Genomic DNA, 24,488 nt, shown 5'->3' with positions numbered 1-24,488 from the left:
ATGACACCCAGCATGTCCCCCCCTTCCCAAGCAGGTAAGCCCGTCCGTCTCCAGGCCCAAGTAGGTCCTGGCGATGCAGGCTCCCAGGCCCCGCGGCTATCGGCGCAAAACCTGCGACTGGGTTACGCCGACAAGATCATCGTGCCGAACATGACTCTCGATTTCGAACCGGGTCACATCCACTGTCTGATCGGTCCCAATGGCTGCGGCAAAAGCACCTTGCTGCGTGCCTTGGCAGGCCTGATGACACCCCAAAACGGCCAGGCACTACTTGATGGCCGCACGGTGACGAGCTGGCCCCGGAGACACTTGGCTCGGCGCCTGGCCATGCTACCCCAGCATCCCCAGGCGCCTGAGGGGCTGAGCGTCGAGCAGCTGGTACGCTACGGCCGCTTTCCTCACCAGCGCCTGTTTGCCCCCCTCAGCGAGCAGGATCACACCCGGGTGCGCTGGGCGATTCGGGTCACGGGCCTGACCGGCTACGAAGCCCGTTCGCTGTCGGCACTGTCTGGAGGCGAACGTCAGCGAGCCTGGATCGCGCTGTGCCTGGCCCAACAGGCCGATCTGCTGATTCTGGATGAACCCACTACCTTTCTGGATCTGGGCCATCAGTTGGAGATCCTGGAAATGTTGCAGGCACTCAACCGTGAGCAGGGTCTCACCGTGATCATGTCACTGCATGACCTCAACCAAGCAGCCTGGGTGGGGCACCGGCTGGTCGCCATGCGGGCAGGAGAGCTTATCAAGGCAGGGCTGCCATCCGAGGTGCTTACCGAACAACTCCTGGCCGAGGTCTTCCGCATTCGCGCCCGTATCATCGATGACGGTTCGCAAGCTGACAACGACACCCAAGCCGCTTCATCCCCCTATTTCGTGCCGGTGGCGTCTCTAACCCCGCCGACGCTATAGCGCACGGGAGAAGGGTAACGGCAAGTCTCAGGGCCTATACTTCACAATCTTTCTCATTTACCATTGAGACTCATTATATTCTATAACCAGAAAAATGGGCTCATCATGGAAACCTCACGCTCCACCCTCTCGACACTCGCAGGCGACTCCCCCAAGACACCCCTCGCCGCCGCCATTGGCCTTGTCTCCGTGCTGATCAGCGCCGGCGTACAAGCTCAGGAGACCGCCCAACTCGATACCCTGGTCGTCCAGGGCGACTGGCTCGGCAATCCGACCGAGGAAGAAGTGCAGACCTACGCCGGCACACGCACGGTGATCGAGCCCGAGCAGCTCCATGACAGCGGCGCGCTGAACATCGAGGACGCGCTGCGCTCGGTGCCGGGTGTACAGGTGCTCGACGAGACCGGCACCGGTGTGCTGCCCAATATCGGCCTGCGTGGCCTAAATCCGCTACGCAGCGAACGTTTGAAGATGATGGTGGATGGCTACCCGATCGCCATCGGCCCCTACAGCAACGTCAGCGCCTCCCTGTTCCCGGTGACGCTGCAGAGCATCGACACCATCGACGTGGTACGCGGCGGCGCGGCGGTCCATTACGGCCCCAACAACGTCGGCGGTGTGGTCAACTTCCTGACCAAACCCATCCCTGGGGAGGTTGGGCAGACCCTGTCGGAGCGGGTGACCATCGCCGAAGACACGGGAAATGTCTTCCATGACACCTATTACCGTGTCGGTGGCTTCGTCAATGACGACCTGGCGCTGCAGTTCCAGGCCAACGTCCAGGGTGGTGAAGGTTTCCGCGAGCACTCCGACACCGATGTCCAGAACTTCCTGGTCGACGCCGAGTACTTCATCGACGACCGCCACAGCCTGGACGCGAGCCTGCAGTACTATGAGGTGGACGCCGAGCTGCCCGGCGCCCTCAGCCCCGCGGCCTACGAACGCGACCGCACTGCCTCCCAGCGGCCTTATGACGCCTATGAAGCGGACATGCTGCGCGGGACACTGGGCTGGACCTATCGTCCCAACGACGACGTCGAATTCACTTGGCGCAATTTTGCCCACCGTGCCGACCGCACCTTCTTCTTCGGCCAGGACTTGGTCAGCGGCGGTGCCTGGTCCGACCCAGAGGCGGAATCAAGTCATGTAGCCGACTCTCCGCGAGTCTTTCATGTATGGGGGACCGAGCCGCGCCTGACCCTGCGCGGGGGTATCCACACCATGACGCTGGGTGCGCGTTATGTGAGTGAGGATGTCGACTTCGACGTCAATCGTCGGGATCTGAGCGACGGCAGCTATAATGAAGTGCGGCGCTGGGACCTGGAGACAGACGCCGTCGCGCTTTACGCCAGTGACACATTGAGCCTGATGGATGGACAGCTGGAGATCACCCCAGGGGTACGCTACGAAGATGTGCGCATGGACTTCTATGACGCCATCAACGATACCCCCTCGACCAATGATACAGACGAAATACTGCCGGGGCTGACGGTGGGCTATGCCGCCACCGATGAGGTCTTCGTGTTCGCCAACGCACAGAAATCGCTGGTGCCGGTCCAGATTGCCCAAGCTACCCGGGAGGGCGACGTGGCCAACGAGACCGCCTGGAACTATGAGCTCGGCGCTCGCGTCGATGTAACGCCGACTCTCACCACTTCGGCGACATTGTTCCGCATCGACTACGAGGACCAGATCCAGTTCGACAAGGCCAATGATCGCTTCGTCAACCTGGGCGAGACGCGCCACGAAGGCATCGAGCTGGAGACTGACTGGCAGACCACTGATCGCCTGTCACTGGGTCTTGGCTACACCTACCTCGCCACCGAGCAACGCACGGGCGACAACGCCGGTAATGACTTGCCCAACGCGCCGAAACATCACATCAGCGCCAACGCTCGTTATGAGATGAATCAGTGGCTGGCGAGCGTGAGTGTCAACCGGGTCAGTGACAGCTTCAGCGATGCTGCTAATACCCAACAGGAAACCGCTAACGGTGATGCCGGCGAACTGCCTGCCTACACCCTGGTCAACGCCCGCATCGGCCGCGATATCAGCCTCAGCGATGATACTCTCCTGAACGTTGGACTCTCTGCCACCAACCTGCTCGATGATGACGCCTACTTCCGTGGCACCGACGTCAGCCCGGTCGGACGCGTTCCGATGCCGGGTCGTGCCTATATGCTGGAGGCTCGCCTCGAATTCTGATCAACGGGCAGGGATATCCTGTCTATCATCGGCGGCGGCCTTCGGGCCGTCGCCCTAACAATTATTTAACATCTGAAATATATCATTTTCAGAACAGTGATTGAATGGAGGCAAAGAAATGATCTTAGTAACCAGCCCCAAAGTGCAATGATCCATGGGTACTTATCACGCATATCTATCCGGCTCATAAAAATAAAACTTCGCATCATATAAAGCCGCTTCCGGCCAGAAGCGGACATATGGAAAAGCTACGCACCATAAGATTTACATACATCCTATTTGGCCGCGTTATTCAGCGTTTCCATCAGGATATTTGAAATAAAGCCACAAGCTTCTGTTAGAATCATTGGTTCATTGGGCGAATTGAACTTACCTGCAGCATGTCGCGCATCTTTCCCAGACACCTCTGCACAATTTGCAGAACGGGCAAAACGTTCGCGCTGTTTGGCTGAGCATAGTCCGCTTTTATTAACATGCTGTCCAAGATATCTCTCAATATCTTCAAGTATGCGATACAGGCGAGGCCATGTTTTAATAGGGTCACCCCATAAAGCTAGCGCTGTCCGCAAATGATAGTTATCAATAGCGCCAGAAAGTAGCACTTGCCCCTGTGTTATAGAAAGCTCCTCTAAACCCTGGCCGCCTACAACAGGGACTGCCTTTACTTTCGAGCGAATCGTAGCAATAGTGGATGCAGGGATATACCTTTCATGCTTACCATCATCTGTCTCTTTAATTACCTCAAAATCCGCTGGCCTACGATGACCCGGGCATAAAAGTGATATTACAGCCGAGAACTCATAAATGACTTGAAGAGCCATATCTTGGATTTTTGAAAACTCTTCGTGCGATTCGAATGCAGGCCCAGAAAGATACACGGACCCATTCTCTTCAAACGAGAAAATATCACCATCAGGAAACCAACGAGGGAACTCTTCAAGATCAAAATTATCCCCGCACAATTTAATCAACCATCGAGACATTTCCCCTCCCCCAGAGGCTGAAAAAATATATCTAAATAAAATTCCAGATCGCCTTGCCGCTTCCAGCCAGAAGCCGGACGATTGCTTAATAATACAATTTACGGCTTATTTTCACTAATCTACAGCGTCGGTTCTGGCCAAGCTTACTTCGTATAGTGACGCGAAGAGAAGTAAAATCCTGTCACAGAGCCAATTATTGCACTCCCAAAAGCCAGAAGCTCAGTGAAGTGCTGGCTATTTAGCAAGGCCGCAGTTGAAATAATAACGAGAAGTGAAATAGTAAGAAAAATAGCTAACATTGGGGCGATACGCTTATTCATTCGCTCCGTAAGTGGCTCTGCCTGCCCTATACCACCACACGACCCACACATCAATCCGAGCTGCCCTCTCTGCCGCCAAAAAGGGAGCTCATGTTTTTTTGCGCAAGCAACACAGGAAGTATTATCCTCACCATTTGAACAGGTCCCTGTTCCAGCGCAATGCCTACAGGCATATAAATTAGATACAAGCTCCAAATCTAGCCACCCCTTTCTCCATAACAGTAATAAGATATCTCCAGCACAATCGCTTTAGTTCAGCCACTGCTTCTCACTACCTATCAGAATAGACTGAATCACTGAACCCGACCAGAAGCTAACATTTAAAAACCTATAACATGACAACTTCCCGAAAACATCTTCTATTAGCTCGCTGGCTAAGCATCTAACCCCCACTCAGCTCTCATAACTACAAGCTGAGTGGGATTTAACTTCTCGCCTCCCTAATTTTTACATCCGTTCTTGTCGCAGGTTATTCGTTGAGAGGATGAAACCCAATGGTCAGCATTCTCTCGCGTATTAAATCCGCAACCAGTAGTACCACCTTTTTCTCCCTTATGAACCACCCCTGTGGGTGTGTGCTTGACAGCCATACGAAACCTCTTTTTCAAACCAGTCATCCAAGGGATAAACAATATATATGAGCGATTAAGCCTGAAGATAGCCCTACCGGGCTACGCACATTTAATCAATCCACTCTAATGCAGGGTAGTCGAAATATCTCTTTTCGGCCAGAAGCGGCCATTCCGCCGGAACCACCAACTCAGCACGGCTGGTGGTAAGCAAACCTTCATTTTCTTTACATGGTGCTTCAATCTGGAAGTCATGCCAAGGCTAGATAATGACTACACCGTGGCGTCCAGCTAAAAGGATGGGGGAAAGCCTATGCGTGGTCGAACATGAGGATCGAAACGTGTACTCCACTGCCAGCACCATGCGGCCGGTGCTGAGATATAGATCCAGAACCTCCGCCTTCAGGCATAGGGCATGCCCTGGGCATACACCGACAGCTTGTGGGTGTGCTGGTTAAGCGAGCACGCCACGTTGCCCGACGGGTTTGCGTACAGGGTTATGACTAAGGCACAGGTGTTTGTTTAGTGATCGAGACGAAAGGCTGCCGCATGACGCTGGCACCAGGCATGGTAGTCCTCGGCCGGGAGGGCCGGTGAGTAGTAAAAGCCCTGGGCCTGATCGCAGCCCAGTTGATGCAGGGTCTCGGCCTGCAGCTGGGTTTCCACGCCTTCTGCGGTGACCACCAGGTCCAGGGCATGTCCGATATCGATCATGCAGGCCATCAGCTTTCGTGCCTGCGCGTCCTCACCGAGGTGAGACACGAAGGTACGATCGATCTTGAGGCCAGTAATGGGCAGGTGCTGCAAGTACTCGAACGAGGAAAACCCGGTACCGAAATCGTCGATGCTCACACTGAGGCCGAGATCACGAAGGCGCTGCACGGCATCGCGGGCGGCGCCGAGGTCGCCGATGAAGGCGCTTTCGGTGAGCTCTACTTCCAGGCGTTCGGAGCTCACTCCGGTATGCTCGATCAGCTCTTGAAGCAGCTCAAACAGCTTCTCGTCGTACAGGTTGTGTACCGACAGGTTGATGCTGATCGCGCTTTCGCTGCCTGGATGCAAGGAAAACGCCCCGGCGGCCTGCGCGACGAAATGGGTGATCGGCCCAATGAGCGAGGTGCTTTCCACCTTGGGCATGAACTGGCCCGGGGGGATCAGCCTGCCCTGGCTGCCCCGCCAGCGGATGAGGCCTTCACAGCCACAGACCTGGCCATCGGCCAGACGAATCTTAGGCTGGTAATGCAGTTCGAATTCCCGCTCGGCCAACGCCGCTCGCACCTGCCCGATCAGCTTGAAGGCCTCCAGGGAGCGTTGGTCGAAGGTCGGACTGAAGTGCATGTAACCTTTCCTTTGGTGAACAGATGCCATCATCGCGAGGCGGGCTTCGCGGAGCAGCTCCGTCACCGTCTTGCGGCCATCTGCGATCGCGCTGCCTATCGATAATTGGACGCGGACGGGCACCTGGCGGATCGGCAAGCTCTCTTCGCCGATCTCGAGAAGCCGCTGGCTGATGGTGTGGAGATCACTCGTCTCGATATCCAGTACGATCAGAGCCAGTTCATCGGGAGCGATACGGTAGGTCTGACCACCGCCACGAACCACCTGACTCAGCCGCTGGCTCATCGCGACGATGAGCTCATCGGCCGCCTCCAGGCCCAGCGCCTCGATGACGTCGGCGAGGTCTGTGACTTTCACCTTGATCACTCCGACCTTCGTCACGGGCGGCCTCAGAGGAAACAGCAGTGTGTCGAGGTCCTCACGGAGGGCGACTTGATTGGCGAGCCCCTAATGCAGGTCGGTTCGGGCAATATCCCGGTGGTCGAGGAACGCTTGGCGGCGCGACTGGAACAGCCATCCCGCGATACCGCCCAGAAGCAAGTACAGCGCGATGCGTAACATATAATTCGTGTAATGCTGCTCGACGCCATTTGCTACATCCAGAGGCATCAGCGCCATCGCGATGCTCGCGGCCAGGGCGGATACCAGACCGCCAGCCAAGCCATACCAGGCGGCGGCGAGCAATACGGGAATCAGCATCAGATAGGGGTAGGCGTACGCGGTACCGCCGGTAGCATATACAATCCCAGTCCCCAGGCTTAAGAGCAGCACTGCGATCCCGACCTGAGAGGTATGGCGTCCCGCTAGCAGCAGCTCCACCCGCTCAGGCCACGCCATCGGCTTCGGCTTCGTCACCCAAGTTGGTCTCATGGTCTGCCCCCCCCCTACCCATCTCATTAAATTAACAATTTCTTACCAAAGATAACTGAGATTTCTGACGGATTATTCGTGTTGATCTCTTTATCTAGTTATAAAGTATGGTTCATATCCATTCCATATCGATCCCTAGCCCCAGCCCTTTTCAACCCGCTATAAACGATATCCTCTTTCTCCGCTCAGCGCCTTTAATTCACTGCTGAGAGGCGCCTTCATGGCCATCGGATGGAAAATGGAAAGACGTTGCGTGGTAGCGCCTGGCTTTTATCTGAAATCCGGACAGTGCGCAGCCGCGCCGCCCGTGGCAAGCGCCATGGCCAGTGCAGCGCGCTGATACTCCGCCTGGCCTTCGAATACGGTCTGCGGTTTTCTGAGCTGGTGGAGCTGCGCTGGTCGGCCGTCGGCCTGATGACGCGCTAACAGCGGATCGGCGTAACGGGCCGGTGAACACGCCTTCCGCGGAACCCTCAGGCCAGCGACATTAGGTGCCCATCTATTGTTAAGTGGGCACCTATTCATAACTTCCCCAAGCACCGAGCGTGAGATCCGTCGCCGCCGTCGCTACGCCCCGTCGTTCAAGGCCAAGATCGTCGCGGCCTGCCTGGAGGGGCGGTCGGCGAACGTAAAGAAAGAGACCACATGATACACAGCCGTTACCGGCCAGAAGCTGACATTTGGATATCTCAAATATGACTTTTCTGGAAACAGTTTCTATCGTTCGCTGGCTAGGCATCTTATACCCATTCAGCCCTAATAACTAAAAGCCGAGTGGGGTTGCACTTATTGCTCCCCTAGTTTTTACATCCGTTCTTGTCGCAAGTTACTCGTTGAGAGGATGAAACCCAATGGCCAGCATTCTCCCGTGTATTAAATCCGCAACCAGTAGTACCACCTTTGGTTCCCTTATGAACCACCCCTGTAGGTGTGTGCTTGACAGCCATAGCAAACCTCTATTTTAAAACCAGTCATCCAAGGGATGAACAAATTATAAGAATGATTAAGCATGCAGACATCATCCCTACCGGGCTACGCACATTTAATCAGTCCTTTCAAACTCAGGGTAGTAGAAATATCTCTTTTCGGCCAGAAGAGGTCGTTCAGAGAGTTCTCACACAAAGCCGCAACCAGTGGCTCGCTCACTGCCCGACTTACGCGATATCAATGCTTTAAATATTCTGAGTTAGAACTATTCATCTTCATCTTTTGGCATATCGGATGAGCGTTTTTTCGCATCTAAAAAACTCTGGGTCTCAGTTGAGAATTTTATCGCATCCAGAACTCTCTGAGTCTCAGTTGAAGGTGATATCGCATCCAGAGCCCTCTGAATCTCAGCTGAGGGTCGTATCGCATCCAGAGCCCTCTGAATATCAGCTGAAGGTCGTATCGCATCCAGGGCCCTCTGAATCTCAGCTGAAGGTCGTATCGCATCCAGAGCCCTCTGAATATCAGCTGAAGATCGTATCGCATCCAGAGCTCTCTGAATCTCAGCTGAAGACTGCATCGCAGCTAGAGCCTGACTGGTATCAACTGAAGACCTCGCATATTCTGGAAAAGTAGATGCATGATAAGTCGCATCCTCTATAGGTAGAGACTTTTCTTCGGCTTCTATGTCCGCCACCTCTTCCGGAGTCAGTTTTACTTCGGCTTTTACCTTAGTCGTTTCTACGAAATGCTTCAGCCCTTCGAATAGGTCTTTAAATATATAGACACTAGCACTCTCCGAAACCTGCATCACCTCCGACCTTAATAGCCCATTTAGGAAGAACTTTCCTCCAAACTCTGTACCATAGTCCCCGTCTCGTGAAATTATCCATAGCCGCTTTTTTCGTTTGAAATTACTGAGAATTTGCTCCCAGGTAATCTCGTCACCAAGTGGGTCATTGCGCTTTCCAGGTGGATTTCCAACTTCTTTCCTCTCACGAGCACGTCGTAACTCGTCAGGAGTGGCCGTAACTGCACCTGAAAAAATGGAGGCCAACTCCTTTGAAACCTCGTCTTTCGACTCGGATACCTGTGCCAAAATCTCCAGTGTGTGTAAATCTATTTCTGCATTTACAGTAGACACTGACTTGCTTATACTCTTAATACTTTTGAGGATTTCATCATTCTTTCCAGCTTCAGAACCGGAGAAATGATCAGGTACGTTGATACCATGAAGTTTCATGCCTTGATTTTTTGTTCTAAGAAACTCAGCAGCAGCGCCAAGTTTGTTTCTCTCAACTTCATCAACCACTTGCTGTGTAACAAAAACATATGAAGCTTGTTCGGCCAATGGACCTAGCAACTTCCGTCCTTTGTCAGTACGATATAAGTCTAGGTACTTGTTAGCATCAATGAACAGAAGCGCATCTTTGACAGACATATTATACAATGCTCACGTTGAGGTGTTTGGTTCCTTGCAGACTATTAAATACACAGGCTCCTAGCATCGTCCCGTTATACCAAAAGCTGAAAAAGTTTCATCAGTATAGTCTAAAATTCACCTATCGGCCAGAAGCGGCCATTGAGAATATTCTGATGTATAACGCTCTGAATAAGCCGCCAATTTGGAGCGGCAGCGGAAAATTTATGAAACACTGCCCTCAAGCCTGCCGGACCTTGCATATCAGAGACCGAACTATACTGTTCTCAAGCTTTGCAGCAATCGGCGACAGATTGTCCTGCTCTTCTCGCCAGTGCATACCCTCGTTGTAGATAACGCCCAAAAGATAAAAGTATTCAGGGATAGACGCACCTACGCTTTCGGCGAACTCTAGTTTCTTTCGAGTCTTGAAAGTATTGATAAAGGTATCGCGATCTGCCTGCGATTGCAGTTGTTGATACGCATTCTTCTCGACCAGATTTCTCACCGCACAACACACCGCCAACGGGTCAAACTCTTCTTCACTATCAGCGTATTTTCGGCATTCCTCGCTGATAAACGTATTAAAGTTTTGTCCCTCGCCCCAAGTCGCCTTCAAGTTTAGCGATTCGAAATCCTGCCTCTTATTGATCTCGCCAGGGTGGTAGTGGAGCAAGTACTTCGATACATCTTGCTCAATGTTCGGCTGCTGTCTATTTCTAAGCAACTTGATCATTGCTGGTTTTGCATTGATGTCGTGCTTGTATAAGTAATAAACCTTTTGTTTGCTGAATACGAAATTTTTAAAATAATGCGGATTCAAGTGCGTCAAGATTAGAGGGTAGAGTCGCCGTCCTTCGCCTTTGTAGCGGTCAATCATTTTGGTAATGTAATATTGAACCGCAACAAGGTTCGCGTCATCCAGGTAATCAAACACCTCATCTATGATTAAAATGCCATTCTTGCTACGTAATTTGTTTTGGGCGCGATGCAGCAGCGCAACAAAGGTAATTACATCTCTTTGTCCGTTAGAAATGTGCTTTGCTTTTGGGAACTCGACGACCAGCTTACGGCCCTTTTCTTTGGGGGCAATTTTACACCACGACGTGTTGAATGCTGCGAGGATTTGAGAATACTGCTTTTTCTCAAGCACATAATCGGCGTACTTCTGCGCTCGCTTGAACTTAGGCTTATCGGCAGCATACAGACTAGATATCTGAATCGCTGCCAGATAAGCAACGTGCCTTTCTGTAAAGCCTAGGTTGCTAGACAATATTAGTTCAGCTATTTGCTTAAGAGGCTCAATTGCTTCAAATTCGTCCAGCTTATTGGCTTCTATCCATGCTAATAGCTGATCAGTGTTTCCCCTCTGTCGATTGACGTCTTCGACTAAATCCGCGATTGCCTGTGAGTTGCGAACTTGGCCGATCCGATCAAGCTCAACGAACTTGTCACCAATACCTTTAATAAAACTCGAGCTATCAGAGAACTGCGTAATGTTCGGCAAGACTTTTCCATTCGTTCCGAATTTTCGCTTCTTTTTAGTGTAGCTATATCCGAAAGACTCCTGCGCTGGGATAGTCTCAATAAGTACAACTGGCTCAACATCAATGGAAGCACTGACGACATTTCGTCCGCCAAAATTTCGCCCTACACCTTTAGCCTTTATCTGATTATTGATAACGAACCACGAAAAATGCTGCTGTATTTCGTTTTTTTCACCATTGGCTGTAAGCGAGTACACCTGATGAGTTACATCTTCATATTCTATACAGAGCTCAGGAGGCAGATCAGAGTCTGCCTTGTGATGGTTATCTTCTTGAACTGAAAGCCGATTTTGCAGCAGGCTTAAGAATGCAGCAGCAAATGAACTTTTCCCAAATCCATTTGGTGCGACCAGCAGGCTAGGTCGGTTAGCGAGAATATCTAGCTCAAAGGCCTTCTTCTCGATCCCTTTTATATTTTTTATCTCGATCTTCTTTATTGTCAATCCATGCCCCTTAATTTTTTGCCCGATTCCCGTGACTCATAACGCCGAGCTCACAGGAAAATTGCGAGTGCAGCGAGTGATTTTTCCTGTGCAGCTGATTGCTAGGCGCTTTTTCTCGTCTTGGTAGTGCATGATGGTTCTAGGACTTCTCTACTTCAGGCGGTGGCGGGTCCACATCAAAGTAGACATACTCTGGCTCGCGTCTCAAACCTTCAGCCGGGTACGTTTTGACCAAACGTCGATTACCCTTGTCATACGTAATGCCATCGACCAAACACGCTTCAGCTACTTGCGGATTGTAGGAATACAGCCACGCATAATTTTGTTTCGTCCACGATAGCACCACCTTCTGCAGTGCCCTACTGTCGTCAAAATAGTCCTGATCCTTGACGGTGATTCCCATCACGTTCAGACAGAAGCCAAGAATCCTGGCCCCCTTAAAATTTGGGAAGCGCACCATATCTACTATCTCATTGTAGACAAGGCGACGCACTTTGAATTTTACTACCTTGCCCGCAGCTCCATTTAGACTTCTAAAATTGAACAGCTCACCCCAGACGGAGTTATGCTGGATCCACCAACATTGGTTGGCAGGGGATCGTACCGCGGATGCGGAGAATATGACCTCGAAGATTAAGGAAGCTAGGTGATCATAGAAGGATTCCCAGCGATGCTCCTCCCGAACTCTTAGCTGGAGGCCCTCAGGAACCCCACTCTTTTCGAGAATCTCGATAGCGTCCTTGATGAAGTCAACGACAACTCGAAGTCTCGCTTGTACATCGTCATCCCAGCCGCTGTTCGCGATTCCATCAATTTTGTAGAGATCGAACACAGCGTGCTCAATGTAGCCCTTTGCGCGGTAAAGTACGAAGGAGTGATTCCAAAAGTCCTTCTCTACATAATCGCGGAGGGTCATCAAAACTACCCGACAGTAAGCTTTCCATTGCGCAGCATCCCACTTTCTTTTGTCCCATATGTCTGGATCTAAAAGTGTTCCGATTACCTCAACCATCTTGTGGTTTGAAAACATGGCTTGGCTCAGCGGCTTGTGATAGCCGAGCAAGCCGGATTCGTACCCTTCGGCCTCATGGAATAGAAAAGAATTCTTATTTGCGAGGGCCTCGTTCACGATATTCTTGGAGAAAATCTCTACTGGGATGCCGTACTTCTGTGTCTCTCCAATCTCATGGAACACAGCTAACGCAGTACCGGGGGACGATTCGACAATTGCCCGGCAGAACCTCTTATCGGCTATAAGAAGCAATATATCATTAGCACAGGCTGTCACCTTCGGCGGGTTCTTATCTTCCTTTTCGTGCCTGCGGTAGTTTTTAAACTCGCCCCTATCCGTCGCGTGGCGAATCAACGACTTCGCCGATCGTGAAACTTCATCTGCAATCACAGATAGCTCAGAAGGAGAACCTTTGAGAATGAATTGATAAAGAATTTGGCCATACCGCTGGGCATTCCTCTTACCAAAGACAGGAGGACGAATGAAAGCGAACCATGCCCATGTTAGAAACGTCAGAAGAAAAAGACCTCCGAGGAACGCCTGCCACCCTGACGGTGTCAAGAGATTCCCCCGTGGAACCAGCCATTGCTCCGCACGCCACAGATCCGTCAGGAGAGTCAAAACGCCCACAGCTGCTACCACAGAGAATGTTATCCCTTGGAGCGGTATCGGTGTTGTTCTGACCCTAAAGCGGTAGCGCACATCCGCTATTGTCCATGCCAACACCATGAGCGCTAGTCCAGCAAGAAACTCGGAGAAACCAAAGAATCTTGGAGCATTCGCATCAAGCGGAACAAAACACAAAAATCCATAACAGTAGTTGCTCGACACCTTTCCCCCTATTTAACACCTATTTTTTTGATTGTCTTGAATAGACGTAGAAACCCCAGAAAGCAAGCCACACTACTAGTGCCTAACAGGCATTAGGCCGCACGCTTGATATTCCACATGAACGCGCACGCGCGTTCAATAATGTTATGCTGCGCGCTCGCCCACCTCTTATCTCATTGAAAAACTCAGAAGTTAAGTATAGCTTGGAAGCATAACACCGATCATCCTGCATGCCACATATCTCCAACGAGCGTACTTGCTGCCTTTGCCGGCATGTCCGCTTTGGGTCGATAGCGGTCTTTCCTTTATGTATACCCCCCCCTTACTCCAGTCGCATGATAAGGCTGTAAACCAGTAGAGAATCGTCAACCATACATCTACCAGTGTGCGACCTCGCCGCTGCGAAGGATGAAACCTCGTCAGGAATGGTCAGGAAGAAGCCGCTGCGCAGGTAGACGATGATCTCGCCGCTCATGGCGGCCATGTAGGAACGGTCGCTCCGCAGGCATTCCAATGCCTCGCGGAAGCTCTCCAGGGGCTGTGTGAAGCTGTCACGAAGATCGATGGCCCGGTTAGCGGGTCTGTGGGGGAGGGGAGGGCTGTATCATGGGTAGGCTACCCAGCGGATAGTGTGGCTATCAGGGTAGCCCATGGCCAACGCGGACTACTGTTGCTTCAACGGGTACCAGCATCAGTCCAGAAAAGCAGAGATACTTTCCTCGTCGATCACTTCTTGTACCGCATCCAGAGCGGCCTGGTCGGTAGTGAAACGGTCGTCCCACACATGGGAGGTGCCATCGTCGTTGACGACTTCCAGCAGCCAGTCGGTCTCCTCCTCCAGCCGGTAGATATCCACCCGCAGGGTGTGGCCGTCGCGGGTGATGGTCTGGCTCAGGGGGCTCTGGATCAGTTCGGGTTCAGTGCTCATGGCGGTGTCTCGTGGTTGGCGGAGCGAGCGGCGCCGGGTGGCGTTGCGGCGTCGAGCCGGCCTATTCATCTATCGTGGAGCTGAAGGTGGGCTGGAAGAGAGTTCCCTCGGTCAACTGCTCTTCCACTTGGCCGGCGTGTAGCGTCTCTTCCCGAGACGGGTAGTGACGCAGCAGCCCCCTCGCCTGGCGGCGGACAGATTCTGGGAGGGAGGCATCCTGCGAAAGCGCCTGCAGAAACTCCCCAGTGTGAATCACAGCGCGTGTGCGTTCAGATGGCATGGTCATCGGCATCTCCTCACCCGATCAGGCCACATGCGGCGGCGACAGTAAGGTCACTCCACCCCCAACGCCTTCACCACCGCATCCACTGGCTCGGCATAGAAGCTGGTCTGGAACTTGGTGAACAGCTCGGCGGGAATGGTTGGAATATCCGCAGCGCTGGCCATGGGCAGGGTGACCCGTTTGCCACCGGCGTCGAAGGCGACTTGAAGGCACTCGGCGAGGTTCTCCACGGGCTTAAGGCTGCCACCCAGGCTCATGTCGCCTAACACCACCATCTGGCTCTGGGTGGGCCGGCCCAGCAACCCGGACGAGAAAGCCACCAGGCTGGAGAGGGCGAGGTCGCGAAGCACGCCGGTGTTCTGCAGGTCGACCACATGCAGGTGGAAGTCGTGCTCCAGCACCTTGCTGGAGCCACTGATACGGCTGGCGTTGGCCTTGAAGTAATCGAAGGCCATCTTGACCTGCTCCTTGGCGGAGGTGGAGTTCCACAGCCCAGACATGGCGAGCTTACCGCTACCGGCGGTGACCTGGAGCTCGATGCGGTAGACCCCGGGCATGCCCTTGTCGCTCAAGCCGATGGTATGCACCACGCCGGGCTTGCCGAGGCCCTCGGGGATCAGCCCGCCGCCGCCTTGCTCCTTCACCGAGACGAAGTGCTCCTCCAGCGTCTCCTTGTCGATGTAGCTGAAGTGGACGTCGTAGAACTCCATGCCGCCGATCTTCTTGAGCTGCTCCTTCACCCGGCGGCGCACCTGCAGGGCGTACTCCAGGCACTGGCGCACGTCGTCCTTCTGGTACTCCCCATGCGGGTAGAGCAGCTTGAGCAGGCCGGATACGGTCTTGCGCACGGCGATGACATCGCGCTGGTTAAGGTTGTCACCCAGACGGAAGTGCTGGTCGATGGCATCGGCGAAGCTGCGCTTGCGCATCTCGCGGAAGAACTCGGCCAGGTAGTCGACGATGAAGCCGTAGCGTTGGGTGAAGAACGACGGCCGCATCTTGGGGATCTCCCAGCCCGGGATGTAGGCGTGGAAGCGATCGAAGAAGGCGGCGTCGATCATGGCCTCGGGGAACGGGGTCAGCAGGTGGCTGGTCTTCACCAGCGACTCGACGCTCTGGTTGATGTTGCCGATGAACACCATGGAGGCGGAGGCTTCCATCTGCTCCCGCCCGCGGGCGAAGGAGCCGGAGGCCATGTAATCCTTCATGATCTGCACGCCATCTTTGTCCTTGAACGAGATGCCGGCCACCTCGTCGAAGGCCACCAGGTCCCACATACCGACCAGGCCGATGCGCCGCGAGCTCATGTTGTAGAACAGGTTGGCCACTGTGGTCTGGCCACCGGAGACCAGGATGCTGTTGGGCGAGCACTCCTTGTAGATATGGCTCTTGCCGGTGCCGCGGGGGCCCAGCTCGCAGACGTTGTAGTTGTTCTCCACAAACGGAATCATCCGGGCCAGCAGGTGCCACTGCACCTCGGCGTCGAGCTCGGCGGGCTCCATACCGATGGAGCGGATCAGCACCTCGCGCCACTGGTCGGTAGTGAAACCGCGTCGCCCCTCGAACAACTCCTCCATGTTCATGTGGGGCATCTGGATCGGCTTGAGCTGGCTGACCCCGAACGGTGAACCGCGCTGGCCCTCCTCGTGGTAGTAGCTCAGGGTGGCGATGACCCAGATCCCGCCCACCAGCAGCTTCTCATGCTCCTTGACGATGCCGGCGGAGATCTCGGCATCCTTGATCCCCAGGTTGCTGAACGCGGCCTCGTAGCAGTCCTGCTTCTCGTTGAGGCGCACGGTCACCCGGTCGATGACCTTGAAGCTGCCGCGCTCACGGACCAGCGACTTCACCTTCTCGGCCTCGTCGGGGCGGACGTAGTTGTCAGTGAGGATCGTCTTGACGTTCTTCAGGCCCTCGGCGATCACTTCCGGGTCGTCGGTGGCGCAGTACATGCCGAGCAGATACTCCAGCACATAGACCGGCACGTTGGCGCCTTCCTTGACCCGCTGGGTCAGATCTTTGCGCACCACCCGGCCGGCGAAGTGGGCGTTGAGCAGGGTGTCGAGGTCGCTCTCCTGCTCCGCGGCGGGGTGAGGTGGCATATCGGGCTGCGGTTCACTGTCCATGCTGAAAGTCACGCCAGAGGCTCCAGGATACGGTGGTGACAGGGTGCCATCGTGAGCGGCCGGCGGAGCCGGGCCCTTGGCTTAGAAGAAATCATCGGTGAAAGCCAGATCAATGACCACCCGGTAACGCTCAAGCTCGGTCTGCAGGTCCTTGTCGCGCAGCACCAGGAAGTAGTCGCGCTTGCGGTCGAAGTCGGTACCCGACAGCGACAGGCGCACGGACTTCATGCGATCGCTGATGTTGTCGCTCGTGCTGTCGAAGGTCACCGTCTCCTCGCTTGAGACGGCCTCGGCGCCCTCGAAGATAGCCACGGCCAGGGTGATAGGCTTGAGCTGCTCGCTGACCGCCTCGGTCTGCAGCAGCTCGAAGCGCTGGATGTTGTTGACCATCTTCAGCGAGGCCTTGGGCGAGATCACGTCCACCTTGCGGCGGGTGCGCTTCTCGACCTTCTCGCCACGCAGCTGCTTGACGGTAAGCACCGGCACGACGATCTCCTGGGGCATGATCCCGCCATGCACGAAGCGGGCGCCGCCGACGAAGTGGAAGCGGTGGGCGCCCTTGGGAATCCAGAACTCGGTCCCACAGGTGGTGCCTGCGGTCTCGCGGGTGTGGCCGTGCCACACGCTGGTGTTATCGGGCAGGTTGGTCCCCAGCACGTAGCGCTTCTTGCTCTTGAAGGCGCCGGCAGGCTTCTCGGTCAGGCTGGTACGGTCGGTGGCGTCCAGCTTGCTGCGCTGGAACAGGAAGCCGTGATCGGCGGTGACCAGCACGGTGCTGGTGTTGAGGTGCATGAGGATCTTGCGGGTGAGCGTATCGAGCTCCTCGATGGCGTCCTCCACCGCGGCGAAGGTCTCGCTCTCGGTGCTGGCGGTATCCCCCCGGGCGTCCACCACGTTGTGGTAGACGTAGACCAGCTGCATGCCCTTGATCGTCTCCCGGCCCTGCTCGCGGGACCAGCCCCTCACCTCCTCGGCGGTCACGGCCATGGCCTGGCCGCTCACGGCGGCGCTCAAGCGCTGGCTGCGGTTCTCGGTGCCCTGGCTGGACTTGCCATCCACCAGCACGCTGTCGCTGCCGGGCTGGTAGCTGAGCTCACGGTGCGGCAGCAGCGAGGCCATGCCGAGGGTGGTGTAACTGGGCACCACACCGAGCTGACTGCCCAGGGTGGCCTCGCTGTAGCGCTTGGCGTTGATGCGCTCGCGCAGCTCCTCGGCCGCCTCATAGCGGAAGGCGTCGCTGATGATCACCACCAGGCGCTTGTTGCGGTGGGCGTCCAGGTGCGGGCGTACCACGTCGCGGAAGAAGTGCTGCTGGTTGGGGATGCGCGGCAGCTTCCAGTCGTGCAGGCGCCCCTCGGTGTCGATGCGCTCGCTCCAGTTGCGGGTGAGCTGGCCGAGGAACCACTCGTCGTAGCAGCGCTCCATCGCCTCATCGAGCTTCTTGAGCAGCTCCACGCCGGTGCTGTCGGAGGCCACCGCATAGTGGCGGTAGGCGGTATCGAAGCGGTAGAGCTCGGTGCTGTAGGCCTGGTAGAGCGCCTCAACACTCTCGTAGTGGAAGCCGTTGAGGTGCTGCTGTCGCAAAGCAAACAGATCGATGGCGGCGCTCAGCGCGGCGTAGAGCTGACGGTAGCGCGCTCGGCGCTCGTCGTTCTTGTGGCGTGAGGCCCAGTAGCCGTCCAGGCGTTCGGCGATGATGCCGCGGAACATCTCCAGGTCGCGCACATCGGCCTGGGGGATGGCCTGGCACAGATCGACGATGATCTGCTTCTCGACGACTTCGAAGGTCGCCACATTGGCCAGCCGCTCCAAGGGCACGTCGCGGATCTTGTCCTCGATGCGCAACGCTTCGGCCACCCATCCGGAGATCACATCGAAGGCCGGATAGAAGCGCGAGCTATCCCGCCAGCGGGAGAGCAGCGCCCGGGAGGTGGCCCGGGCGTTGACCGAGGCGATGGCATGGCTCTGCGCCCAGTCGGGGATCTCAGAGATGCTCTCGCAGTAGCCGGTGGTCAGCAGGCGCAGCATCAGCTGGCCGAACGGCAGAGGGGCTTCCCCACTGAGTTCCGCCTGACTGGCGGGGTAGCCCACCTCCAACTGCAGGGCCCGCACCAGGCTTGGCACCAGGGCGTACTTGGCCATCTCATCCAGCGACGAGGGATTGCCCTCCAGCCCCGTCTCCTCGGCCACTGCCTCATCGCCGAGGTGGAACAGCAGTGTGGCGATATCGCCGGCGGGCGCGCCCACCACGGCAGCACACATGGCCAGGTCGAGGCCATCCTCGTCCATTTCCGGCGTGACCAGGCGCCTGAGCGTTTCAACACGCTTGCGGCTGCCCAGAAACGCCTGACGCTGGGCCAGATGGTCACGCAGCGCATGCCGGGTGAGGCCCAACTCGTTGAAGGTCATCGAGAGCTGATCGGCGTAGAAGCGCCCGGAGTAGAGCTTGATGTCCAGCAGCCAGTCATCCTCCGGCGCGGGCTCGGCGTAGGGGAAGTAGAGCAGCGTCTGCGTCTCCGGCTCTTCCAGCTCCAGACGCAGCTTCACGCCAAAGGTGGACTGGCCGGCCATGTTGAGGATCTGCACGCCATCCAGAGAAAGGTCATGTAGCGCTTCGGCGAAGTGGCCGGGGGCGTCGTACCAGAAGACGAGGCGGTGGCCTTCAGTGAAGAAGGATTGACTCAGCCCCAGAGTAAGATCTTGAGTATTCATACGAAGGCAGCCTGAGATATTTTTTTACTTCCATCCATAGGTCAATATCTACTAGCATTCTGCAATGGGGAAATAAACATCCCCCAGAAATGCTCGGCCATACCTTCATTTGTCATTAGGGCATCCCTATTTCCAGACATCATATGGCCGCCCATGAGAGGGCGAAAACCAATCACTTGCCCGTTATCATCTATAGTCATGCTTTCGTTGCAAGAATTTTTCGATATCCCACTTTGGCTATAACAAATATCCCCTAATCCGGAATTTCGATCACTTCTCCATATGCCGCACTGACAAGCCTTTTGTCCACTTTTATAAATAGCGCATGAAAAAGAATCTGCGTCACGGATCTGGAAATCGATATCCAAGCCAGAATTCCTACGCTTAAGCTCTTCAAGAGAGTTTTCAAAAAATCTAACCAAATATTCAAACCCTTCCTTGCAAGCACGATCTCGGTCTAAATCAGTGATTTTTTTGGGAACAGCCAAGTTGCTGGAGCGAGGAGCCTTAATAGCAGGAGAGCTCGATGACTGTGTGGCCTCAGGGCTCAAATGGTTACGCCTGAAAGACTGGGCGCCGACTTTATCTAACGCTCTTGAAACTGCGTCGACGACCTGAACAAACCCTTCATCATAACTAGGAAATTGAACAACTGGTTTACCATCTTTAGTAGCAGCTAGGAGTTTCCCGAATGGCAGCTGATGCCAGGCACAAGGTCTAAGGATAACAGGGATTACTATTACTTCGCCACGATCATTTCGCTGCAATGCACTTTCCATCTCTACTTGGAAGCAATAGTCGGAATTTATAAAATCACTGCTTACTAGCAGTAAAATGATATCGGCTTCTAGGAAGTTCTTGTCAATCTTCCCCTCAAAATCTTCTCCAGGCACAATTCTTCTATCATGCCAAGCATCAACCTTCCCCATGCGCTTCAGAGGAGATAAGTGCTTCTCCAACTCGTTACGCAGCTCTTCGTCTGCATGTGAGTAAGAAAAAACAAGCTTCGCCATATTTCCCCCTGATGTTAGAAAGTAAATACAATCATCTATAGCTAGACATAGCGACTGATCTGTTTGAGGAATGCAATTAGACGCCCCGTATTCATTGGTGAACTCCCAAGTTCAAACTGCTGCCAAGCGTCAATGAAAATCATCTCATCTCTATTGGGCTTTCTCCCTCCGGACTGGCCACTTCCACATCCCGCAGAAGCAAGCGCTAGATCGATACCCGGAGCCTTAACATACACCTTGACGCAAACCGCACCAATGCCACGCTGATGATTTATCTGATCAGCAATCCAGCCCTCTGAAATTTCATCTAAATCTTTTTCGATATTGTTAATTGATATCTTGATCATGAATGCTCCTTGATATTATATCGGCCTTATTTTCCGGTGATTTGGTTTACCTCCGCCAACAGATTCCCAAACTTCCCATAGTTCACCTTCACGCCATCATCGAGATCCAGTGAGATCCGCTGGTCGGCATAGTGACGGAGCTTCTCATCAAAGGCATTGACCTCGGCCTGCTGCTTGTAGAGCTTGCTCAACTCCTTCTCGATGCGCTTGGCCTCGGCGGCGGAGGCGCTGGTTTCCTTGTCCTGCTCCAGCTTCTCGACGTAGCCGGCGAGTTTCTCGATGAGCGGGATCACGTAGTCGGTACGCATCTCGGCAAGGGTGCTCTCTTTGCAGCGGTGCAGGTAGACCAGGCATTCGAATGCCTTCTGCTTGCCGGAGCTGAACAGCCAATAGATGGGCCGCTTCTTGTAGGTGCGCAGGTGATCCTTGTAGAACTGCGTACTCAGGTAGCGGCGGATGGTATCCAGCGCGGTTTCACCTTTCTTTGGCTTGATGGCGTGCAGACAAAGACTTTCGGCAACAAAGTTGAGGTTTTCCTGCAGGTGCTCCTCTCCCCAGACGGTGCGAACGAAATCGCTGAAGCGGTTGGTGGCATCGTCGTGGAACCACTCTTGATCGGTGAGAGGGATGATGGCGTTGTCATCCGGGGTGAAGCTGGGTTCAGGAACTTGGGCAAGGTAGTCTTGGATGGTTTCACCTTGGTTGGCGAGAATCAGGCCGGGCTTGTCCAGCGAATAGCGGCCCATCATGCAGCCGATGGCATAGCTTACTAGCTCTTTGAGCGTGTCGCACTGAAGCAGAGTTTCCAACTCTTCCTCGTTGCGGTTGCCGCCGTAGCGATAATGGGGGTTGCAGGTAAGAGTGATTTCAGCCGGAGACACTTCTGGTATCAAATGATCCTGCAAACAGTAGGCTTCGATAAAAAGACGGTTATTTTCTTCTTCCAGCCTCTGACTTTTTGTAAGCTTATCTTGCCACTGGTGGCGAATCTCTTCATAGTTTTTCTTTATAGCTGACTGGGAGCCATGAAGTCTCAACAGTGGCAGGCTGGAAAAACTCCATGACGTTTCCCTTGAATCCCAATCCTCCTTGGATAGGGAAACACAGCTTTCAGCATTTTCACAAACTCTTTCCTTTTCTTTTTCACCAAGTTTTACAACCGGAATTGATTTTACGTTAGCAACCACATAATGCTGCGTTGAATTCATCAGGCCCAAAAAATGCGATGCCACTCTAGAGCAGCACACTGCGTGGATATAGCTCAGGTCATCTCCAAAGATGGAAGGGCCAGTTGAATCAAAGACGCACCCGCCGAACGTCCGCCTTACAGAAAACCCTGAAGTGCTTACTTCTGACCATGTAAGAGATGGCAAGAAATAAAATGATGTGTTCTGAACTTGTCGCGACGCAGAGCCATATAGCATAGCATTATAAGAGACAACCTCTTCTCCATCTTCTTGCCAGTTGATCAGGTTTTCATTATTTCCGTACCATTTCCTGCTTCCGCCTCCTTTGTTATATGGAAACCATTTCCCCCCGCTTTCCTTTGATTCTTGCCTAGACGTAACTTCAAACCTGGATTTTGAGATATCCACTTCATGCCAGAGTCTTAGAAAGCGTTCGTTATCGCTTGTTATCATTCCCTTTTTAGGCGAAGCCAAGCTTCCTAATAACGGATTTTTTTTAAAAGCCTCAACCGAATACTGATCAGCCCAATACGCAATCGGCGAGCCGGGAATATATGAAAAATCCTCTTGCCTAATATCGAAGTAGCTATTCTCGCGCCTCAATAAAGCTACGGGCTTTGCACTTGCAGTCTTTTCCACAAGCCTAAAAACAGTTGGCCTAAACTTCCCTGCGACATTTTCACTAACAACCCATGCAACGGTCTGAACTATCTCTCCAGAGATTTGATCAAAAGCCCTTGCACCAAGATGCGCCATTGTTATTATAGCCTTGTTCTTTATAAGTTCCTTTCTAAGCTTTTCAAAGCTTGAAGTAAACATCCATGTATGCATGTTAATCTGCGCATTATATCCCCCCTCCCTTATCAAACCGAAAGCATGCTCCATAAAAACTGCAAATAAGTCTGCTTTACTGTTCGGGTATGTCTTTTTGACATGGTCTTTAAGCGCTTTATTCATCCCCTTGCTGCCCATATAGGGCGGGTTGGCAATCACTGCGTGATATCGCTGCGCCAGTAACCACGCCTGCTGTACAACCGGCATCAACTGCTTGGCAGCAGTCTTCTGCATGGTGTCGCCGCTATCGCTGAGCTCAGTTAGCACCTCCAGCAGGGTCTTGAGCGGAGCTTCGAGGCTGTTAGGCACTTCGATCAGCGAGCCGAAGGTCTTGGCGTCCTGGAAGCGCTCGATCAGGTCGACGATGGTCTTGTAGGTGTTGTCGTTGCTGGAGAGCTCTTTCTGCTCTCCCTCGAACAGGCTCTGGGACTGGCCCTGGTGCCAGTCGCCGGTCAGATTGAGCTCGCGCCATAGTGTGCTGGCGTTCAGGTGCTGGGTACTTTGCACGGCCATCACGTTCAGGCGGACGCCCCGGCTGAAGATGCGGCGGTCGTCTTCACGGGCCTTCATCAGCAGCGCGAAGCCGGCGAGCTGGGCAGCGCGGTCGTCGATATCCAGCCCGAATAGATTCTTCTCCAGGACCAGCTTGGGGATGTCTCGGGAGCGGTAGCCTCGCTCCTCGTAGATGGCCTTTAGCACGTTGTAGGCTTCCACCAGGATATGGCCGGAGCCACATGCGGGGTCGAGCACCTTGATCGTCTCGGGGTCGATGCTGGCCGGGGTGATGGCGTCCAGCTGGGCCTGCACCTCGGGCTCCTGCTCGGCGGGCTCGATGTAGTAAGGCATCTCGCCCTTGAGGGGGGAGTCCGGGTAGGTCTGCAACCACTGGCGGCCCACGGAGTTCTGTACCAGGTACTGGACGATCCAGTTGGGGGTGAACAGCTGGGTGGCGGCGGGGATGTCCTCGCTCTTCACCACCTTGCCGATCACTTGGTCCTTCTTCTCGGCGATGTAGAACTGGTAGAGCCAGCCGATCACCTCGACGTCCTGCCAGTCTTCCTCGGGAATCGCCTCGACCAGATCGCGGATCAGCGAGTCGGTCTTGGTCAGGTTGTCGGGCAGCAGCAGCTCGCTGGCGTCGTCCAGCGGCTCGAACAGGAACGGCATGGCCTCGTGCAAGGCGTGGCACTGGGCCAGCAGTAGCTCGCGGTAGAGCGCCTCGTCCTGGGTGCCGTCGAGCTTGAGTTCGCGCACCCGGGCAGTATCGAGCCCGGGCAGATCGATCTCCAGGCAGTCATCGAGGATCTGGAAGCCGCCCTCGTGGTCCGGGTGGGAGAGCACCCGTCGGCCATGATCCAGATAGCCCTTGAGCTCCATGAAGCGGATCGCGCACAGGCGGTTGAACCAGCTGTAGGCCGCCTGCTCCATGGCCTGCTCGAAGCCCAGCTGGGTCACCCACTTGGCCAGCGCCTCGCGCGGGCCACGCAGGGCCTTGGGGAAGCTGTGGGTCTGGCCATCCAGGGCACTGATCAGCATCACGTCGCCACGCACCTCGGCGGGCGCCACGTGGCCCTTGGTGATGCCGTAGCGGGCGGCCTGGCGGGTCATGGTCTCGATTAAGCGGGTACGCGCCTTGGGGGCGTACTTCTTGATGTTCCCTGTGTTCATGCTGGATTCCTGATCG

General features: G+C 54.5%; 15 protein-coding genes and 1 pseudogene. 3 read left to right on the top strand and 13 right to left on the bottom strand.

Translation table 11 applies throughout. The features are described 5' to 3' along the window. Together RAN53_RS13920 and RAN53_RS13915 are read left to right on the top strand one after the other, a co-directional pair. Nucleotides 1-909: an ABC transporter ATP-binding protein gene (locus RAN53_RS13920; RefSeq protein ID WP_305797413.1), complete on the top strand. Its 909-nt coding sequence runs from the start codon at nucleotides 1-3 to the stop codon at nucleotides 907-909. A gap of 105 nt (nucleotides 910-1,014) precedes the next feature. Next, a complete protein-coding gene (locus tag RAN53_RS13915; protein WP_305797412.1) occupies nucleotides 1,015-3,114 on the top strand; it encodes a TonB-dependent receptor family protein in 2,100 nt (699 codons plus the stop codon). Nucleotides 3,115-3,389: 275 nt separating this feature from the next. On the opposite strand, the gene RAN53_RS13910 is transcribed toward RAN53_RS13915, so the two are convergent. The 3 genes and pseudogenes from RAN53_RS13910 to RAN53_RS13895 form a co-directional block, all read right to left on the bottom strand. Beyond that, entirely contained in the window at nucleotides 3,390-4,097 is a 708-nt protein-coding gene (locus tag RAN53_RS13910) for a hypothetical protein (RefSeq protein WP_305797411.1), read from the bottom strand. 1,411 nt (nucleotides 4,098-5,508) lie between these two features. Further along, nucleotides 5,509-6,759, bottom strand: a pseudogene (locus RAN53_RS13905) (putative bifunctional diguanylate cyclase/phosphodiesterase); the annotation flags it as partial. A 12-nt stretch (nucleotides 6,760-6,771) separates the two neighbouring features. Beyond that, a complete protein-coding gene (locus RAN53_RS13895) occupies nucleotides 6,772-7,179 on the bottom strand; it encodes a hypothetical protein (RefSeq protein WP_305797410.1) in 408 nt (135 codons plus the stop codon). A gap of 246 nt (nucleotides 7,180-7,425) precedes the next feature. Here RAN53_RS13895 and RAN53_RS13890 point away from each other — a divergent pair, with 246 nt between their 5' ends. Further along, nucleotides 7,426-7,620 carry a hypothetical protein gene (locus tag RAN53_RS13890; RefSeq protein WP_305797409.1) on the top strand — a complete coding sequence of 65 codons (195 nt, stop codon included), beginning with the start codon at nucleotides 7,426-7,428 and terminating at the stop codon, nucleotides 7,618-7,620. A gap of 766 nt (nucleotides 7,621-8,386) precedes the next feature. On the opposite strand, the gene RAN53_RS13885 is transcribed toward RAN53_RS13890, so the two are convergent. The 10 genes from RAN53_RS13885 to pglX all read right to left on the bottom strand — a co-directional run bounded on the left by RAN53_RS13885 (nucleotide 8,387) and on the right by pglX (nucleotide 24,472). Then, nucleotides 8,387-9,562 carry a PIN domain-containing protein gene (locus RAN53_RS13885; protein WP_305797408.1) on the bottom strand — a complete coding sequence of 392 codons (1,176 nt, stop codon included), beginning with the start codon at nucleotides 9,560-9,562 and terminating at the stop codon, nucleotides 8,387-8,389. A 220-nt stretch (nucleotides 9,563-9,782) separates the two neighbouring features. Then, entirely contained in the window at nucleotides 9,783-11,531 is a 1,749-nt protein-coding gene (locus RAN53_RS13880) for a hypothetical protein (RefSeq protein WP_305797407.1), read from the bottom strand. A gap of 139 nt (nucleotides 11,532-11,670) precedes the next feature. Then, a complete protein-coding gene (locus RAN53_RS13875; protein WP_305797406.1) occupies nucleotides 11,671-13,374 on the bottom strand; it encodes a hypothetical protein in 1,704 nt (567 codons plus the stop codon). Nucleotides 13,375-14,065: 691 nt separating this feature from the next. Then, entirely contained in the window at nucleotides 14,066-14,302 is a 237-nt protein-coding gene (locus RAN53_RS13870; protein ID WP_305797405.1) for a hypothetical protein, read from the bottom strand. A 61-nt stretch (nucleotides 14,303-14,363) separates the two neighbouring features. Continuing rightward, a complete protein-coding gene (locus RAN53_RS13865; RefSeq protein WP_305797457.1) occupies nucleotides 14,364-14,582 on the bottom strand; it encodes a BPSL0761 family protein in 219 nt (72 codons plus the stop codon). A 53-nt stretch (nucleotides 14,583-14,635) separates the two neighbouring features. Continuing rightward, on the bottom strand, nucleotides 14,636-16,687 hold the full coding sequence (brxL, locus tag RAN53_RS13860) for a protease Lon-related BREX system protein BrxL (protein WP_305797456.1): 2,052 nt from the start codon (nucleotides 16,685-16,687) through the stop codon (nucleotides 14,636-14,638). A gap of 105 nt (nucleotides 16,688-16,792) precedes the next feature. Beyond that, nucleotides 16,793-19,423, bottom strand: a complete 2,631-nt coding sequence (gene pglZ / locus RAN53_RS13855; RefSeq protein WP_305797404.1) for a BREX-1 system phosphatase PglZ type A — start codon at nucleotides 19,421-19,423, stop codon at nucleotides 16,793-16,795. 41 nt (nucleotides 19,424-19,464) lie between these two features. Then, nucleotides 19,465-20,436 carry a toll/interleukin-1 receptor domain-containing protein gene (locus tag RAN53_RS13850; RefSeq protein ID WP_305797403.1) on the bottom strand — a complete coding sequence of 324 codons (972 nt, stop codon included), beginning with the start codon at nucleotides 20,434-20,436 and terminating at the stop codon, nucleotides 19,465-19,467. 41 nt (nucleotides 20,437-20,477) lie between these two features. Then, complete coding sequence (locus tag RAN53_RS13845; RefSeq protein WP_305797402.1) at nucleotides 20,478-20,783, bottom strand: hypothetical protein; 306 nt, start codon at nucleotides 20,781-20,783, stop codon at nucleotides 20,478-20,480. Nucleotides 20,784-20,809: 26 nt separating this feature from the next. Next, a complete protein-coding gene (pglX, locus tag RAN53_RS13840; RefSeq protein WP_305797401.1) occupies nucleotides 20,810-24,472 on the bottom strand; it encodes a BREX-1 system adenine-specific DNA-methyltransferase PglX in 3,663 nt (1,220 codons plus the stop codon). Nucleotides 24,473-24,488 lie beyond the last annotated feature (16 nt).

This window comes from Halomonas sp. SSL-5 (assembly GCF_030708455.1).
GTDB lineage: Bacteria > Pseudomonadota > Gammaproteobacteria > Pseudomonadales > Halomonadaceae > Halomonas.
Note: the sequence above shows the minus strand (reverse complement) of the source record. Positions and strands in the feature narration are given on the sequence as shown.